General features: G+C 62.5%; 5 protein-coding genes and 1 pseudogene. 2 read left to right on the forward strand and 4 right to left on the reverse strand.

Features of this window, described 5'->3' with window-relative positions:
- Positions 1-139, forward strand: a pseudogene (locus EN969_RS36765) (VOC family protein); the annotation flags it as partial.
- A gap of 125 nt (positions 140-264) precedes the next feature.
- On the opposite strand, the gene purB reads toward EN969_RS36765, so the two are convergent.
- From purB to EN969_RS21465, 3 genes are all read right to left on the reverse strand, one after another.
- Positions 265-1,572 (reverse strand): adenylosuccinate lyase, encoded by a 1,308-nt coding sequence (gene purB / locus EN969_RS21455; protein ID WP_063167823.1) that lies wholly within the window; start codon positions 1,570-1,572, stop codon positions 265-267.
- A 59-nt stretch (positions 1,573-1,631) separates the two neighbouring features.
- On the reverse strand, positions 1,632-2,045 hold the full coding sequence (locus EN969_RS21460; protein WP_082826442.1) for a hypothetical protein: 414 nt from the start codon (positions 2,043-2,045) through the stop codon (positions 1,632-1,634).
- Positions 2,046-2,152: 107 nt separating this feature from the next.
- A complete protein-coding gene (locus tag EN969_RS21465) occupies positions 2,153-2,878 on the reverse strand; it encodes a DUF2259 domain-containing protein (RefSeq protein ID WP_013532119.1) in 726 nt (241 codons plus the stop codon).
- Positions 2,879-3,006: 128 nt separating this feature from the next.
- Here EN969_RS21465 and EN969_RS21470 point away from each other — a divergent pair, with 128 nt between their 5' ends.
- A complete protein-coding gene (locus EN969_RS21470; RefSeq protein ID WP_013532118.1) occupies positions 3,007-3,261 on the forward strand; it encodes a DUF2171 domain-containing protein in 255 nt (84 codons plus the stop codon).
- 9 nt (positions 3,262-3,270) lie between these two features.
- Here EN969_RS21470 and EN969_RS21475 read toward each other — a convergent pair.
- The coding region (locus EN969_RS21475; protein WP_206525201.1) for a P1 family peptidase at positions 3,271-3,653 on the reverse strand (383 nt) is incomplete at its 5' end.

The following is a 3,653-nucleotide window of genomic DNA, read 5'->3' on the forward strand; positions in this document are numbered from 1 at the left end:
GAGTTCGGGCGCCGGCCGCCGCGATCCCAGCCGGTCGGGTCTGGCCTGGGTGGAGATGCGTTCGGACAATGTGACCAGCCCGGTGACCCGCGAAGATCCATGGGGCACGGTGATCAGGACTGTTCCCGGCAAGGCTTGATTTGAGGGCTGCGCCAAGCTGGAGCACCCCTCAACCGTCGCGGCGTTGCGCGCCGATCCACCTTCTCCCACAGGGGAGAAGGTGAAGCCTGCCGCTCGCGGCCAGCGACGGTATAGCGCTTTGCCTCAGGCTTTGCCAAACACCCGCTTGAAGATCGTGTCGACGTGCTTGGTGTGATAGCCCAGGTCGAATTTCTCGCGGATTTCGGCCTCGGGCAGGGCAGCGGTCACTTCCTTGTCGGCCAGTAATTCTTCAAGAAAATCAGCGCCTTGCTCCCACACCCTCATGGCGTTGCGCTGGACCAGACGGTAGGAGTCTTCGCGAGACAACCCAGCCTGCGTCAGCGCCAGCATGACACGCTGCGAATGCACGAGGCCGCGGAACTTGTTCATGTTCTTCAGCATGTTGTCGGGATAGACGAGCAGCTTGTCGATGACGCCGGTCAGCCGCGACAGTGCGAAATCGAGCGTCACGGTGGCGTCAGGGCCGATCATGCGCTCGACCGAGGAGTGGGAAATGTCGCGCTCGTGCCAGAGCGCCACATTCTCCATCGCCGGCATCGCCATGGAGCGAACCATGCGGGCAAGGCCGGTGAGGTTTTCGGTCAGCACAGGGTTGCGCTTGTGCGGCATGGCCGACGAGCCCTTTTGGCCCGGCGAAAAATACTCTTCCGCTTCGAGCACTTCGGTGCGCTGCAAATGCCTTATCTCGATCGACAGCCGCTCGACCGACGAGGCGATGACGCCGAGCGTGGCGAAGAACATCGCGTGGCGATCACGCGGGATTACTTGTGTCGACACCGGCTCGGGCTTCAGGCCGAGCTTAGCCGCCACATGCTCCTCGACATAGGGGTCGATGTTGGCGAAGGTGCCGACCGCCCCGGAGATCGCACAGGTGGCGATATCCTCACGCGCGTACACCAACCGCTCGCGGCAGCGCGAGAACTCGGCATAGGCCTGCGCCAGCTTGACGCCGAAGGTCGTCGGCTCGGCATGGATGCCGTGGCTGCGGCCAATGGTGACGGTGTTCTTGTGCTCGAAGGCGCGGCGCTTGAGCGCTGCAAGCAGACCATCGATATCGGCGAGCAGGATGTCGCTGGCGCGGGTCAGCTGTACGGCGAAGCAGGTGTCGAGAACGTCGGACGAGGTCATGCCCTGGTGGATGAAGCGGGCGTCCGGCCCGACGAATTCGGCAAGATGGGTCAGGAAGGCGATGACGTCATGCTTGGTGACGCGTTCGATCTCGTCGATCGCCTCGACGTCGAATTTTGCGGCACTGCCCTTTTCCCAGATGGTTTTTGCCGCTTCCCTGGGGATGACGCCGAGTTCGGCCAGCGCATCGCAGGCATAGGCTTCGATCTCGAACCAGATGCGGAACCGGGTTTCTGGCGACCAGATGGCGACCATTTCCGGCCGGGAATAGCGAGGGATCATCGGTCAGTCCTGACATATCGAGAAGTTTGCCCGCGTCCTAACAGAGGCGAGCAAAATGCTCAACGCCGCTGGCGCGCAAACCAGACGCCCGCGGCAAACAGAGCGATGAAACCAACTGGAAAATAGAGCCGGATGCCCAGCACCACGAATTGATAGAGCGCAATCAACGTCGTGAAGACGAACTGGAGGACCCAGGTGCGGGTGAAAGCAGGCGCATGCCACTCGGCGTAGTAGGAGCGGTACTGCAGGGCAAACAGCCCGCCGGTCAGGCCGATCGTCGCCGCTGCTAGGCACACGAAGGCCGCGGCGAAAGCGACTTCCCAGCGTCTTCCCTGCGAGACCAGCCGCGCCGCGAACAGGCCGATCGGGAAGGCCAGCGCAGCTCCCGCCGCAAACAGCATGGTGACAATGCGGATTTTCGCCGGCGTCTCCCAGTCGCCCAAAAACAAGGTGAGGAGCGCGCTGGCGCCCATTGTCACAGCCCACAACAAGGCGCCGACAAGTGCTGTGCGCGGCGTCGGTATCGCGCGGCGAAGGCGGTTCAGCGCACGATCGCGCGCGGCGGGTTGAGCAGGGGGTGTCACAGGCGGCCGGTCACCGCGATCCAGCGAAAGTCCGGGCCTTCAAAGCCGTATTGGCGCACCGCGATCAGCACGGCATAGGCGCTGAGGCTGTCCATGGAAAAGGTCTGCACGGCGCCGATGCGATAGCCGTTCGGGCAACCCCGGCTTTTCGGTATCGCCTTGTCCTCGTGCAGCAGCTTGGTCGTGCCGCCATCCTGCGCCTCGATGCGCAGCAGCCGGAAGCCGTTGATTTCGCCCTGGCTCTCGCAGCCATCGGCGTTGTTCATGCCCAACTCGTCGAGCCGGAACTCGAGCGGTGGGTCGACCGGAGTGAAGATCGGGCGCGGATTGACCGCCATCCGGTGCGGATCCGCCGAAAGCTCGGTCACCGGGTTGAAACCCGCGGTGATGCCGCGGTTGGCGTCCAACTCGGCCTGGCTGACAATGGATTCGCCTTTTTGCCGGGCCTGAAGGCGCACCGCATCCAGTTTGGCATTCTCGTCCTCAAGCCGGACCCGGATCGGCGTGCCCTTCAGAAAGCTGTCGGTGCTGGTGTCGATGTAGTAGCGGTTGGCATAGGGAAAGCCCGATCCATCCTGCACGCCATATTCCTCGAAAGCGAAGACGCTGCCGTCCTTGGTGAAGCCGAGGATCTCAAGTTCAGCGACATCGCCGGCATGAGCCGCGATCGAGGTCGCAAGCTGTGCAAGCAGGCCAACGGCAAACAGAAAGAGCATTCGCATCGGTCTTCACCCCCGTGATCGTTTCAATCCCCTAGCACGACGGAATCAAAACGTCGTGCGGTGCGAAAGCCGATGCATCCAATCGGCCCGTCATTTGTTATTGTCGGCAGTCCCAATGGAGAACCACCATGACCGACACCAGCAAAATTCGTGAGCATATGGAAGTCGTCGGCGCCGATGGCGTGCATGTCGGCACTGTCGACAAGGTCGATGGCCAGCGCATCAAGCTAACCAAGGCCGATAGCGGCGAGGGCGCCCACAAGGGCCATCACCACTACATTCCCCTGAGCCTGATTGCCGAAGTCGACGGCAAGAAGGTCTGGCTGTCGGCGAATTCTGATGTCGCGGTGACGTTCGAGGAAGAAAAGTCCGATCCGGTCTGATTGATCGCTTCACTTCATGCGTGACGACCAGACCGGAAACAGATCGTTTTCGGCAGGTGTCGCGGCATAGACGCCTCGGCTGATGGCGCGCGCCATGGTGGCGCCGGCGGCGGCGTAGAGATCGATTGCTGCATCGGCGGAGAGTTCGATACCGCTCGTGCCGGTCGCCAGCGCGAACACAAGGTCGCCATCGGCCGGCGTGTGCGTCGGCCAGATGGCGCGCACGAATCCATCATGCGCCGACATCGCCAGGCGCTTGGCGGCAGCCTTTGTGAGCACCGCATCGGTGGCAATGACGGCGATGGTGGTGTTGCCGCCGGTCTCCGTCTGCCGGCCAAAATGTTTGTCGCGGTACTTCAAAAGAATCCGGTTCGCCTCGTCAGGCATCGGCG

The sequence above is a fragment of the Mesorhizobium sp. M7A.F.Ca.CA.003.01.2.1 genome (assembly GCF_003998945.1).
Taxonomy (GTDB): Bacteria; Pseudomonadota; Alphaproteobacteria; order Rhizobiales; family Rhizobiaceae; genus Mesorhizobium; species Mesorhizobium ciceri.

Coding starts and splice junctions, on each gene's coding strand:
- EN969_RS21465 (WP_013532119.1), bottom strand. CDS start 2,878: ATGCGAATGCTCTTTCTGTTTGCCGTTGGCCTGCTTGCACAGCTTGCG.
- EN969_RS21470 (WP_013532118.1), top strand. CDS start 3,007: ATGACCGACACCAGCAAAATTCGTGAGCATATGGAAGTCGTCGGCGCC.
- EN969_RS21460 (WP_082826442.1), bottom strand. CDS start 2,045: ATGGGCGCCAGCGCGCTCCTCACCTTGTTTTTGGGCGACTGGGAGACG.
- purB (WP_063167823.1), bottom strand. CDS start 1,572: ATGATCCCTCGCTATTCCCGGCCGGAAATGGTCGCCATCTGGTCGCCA.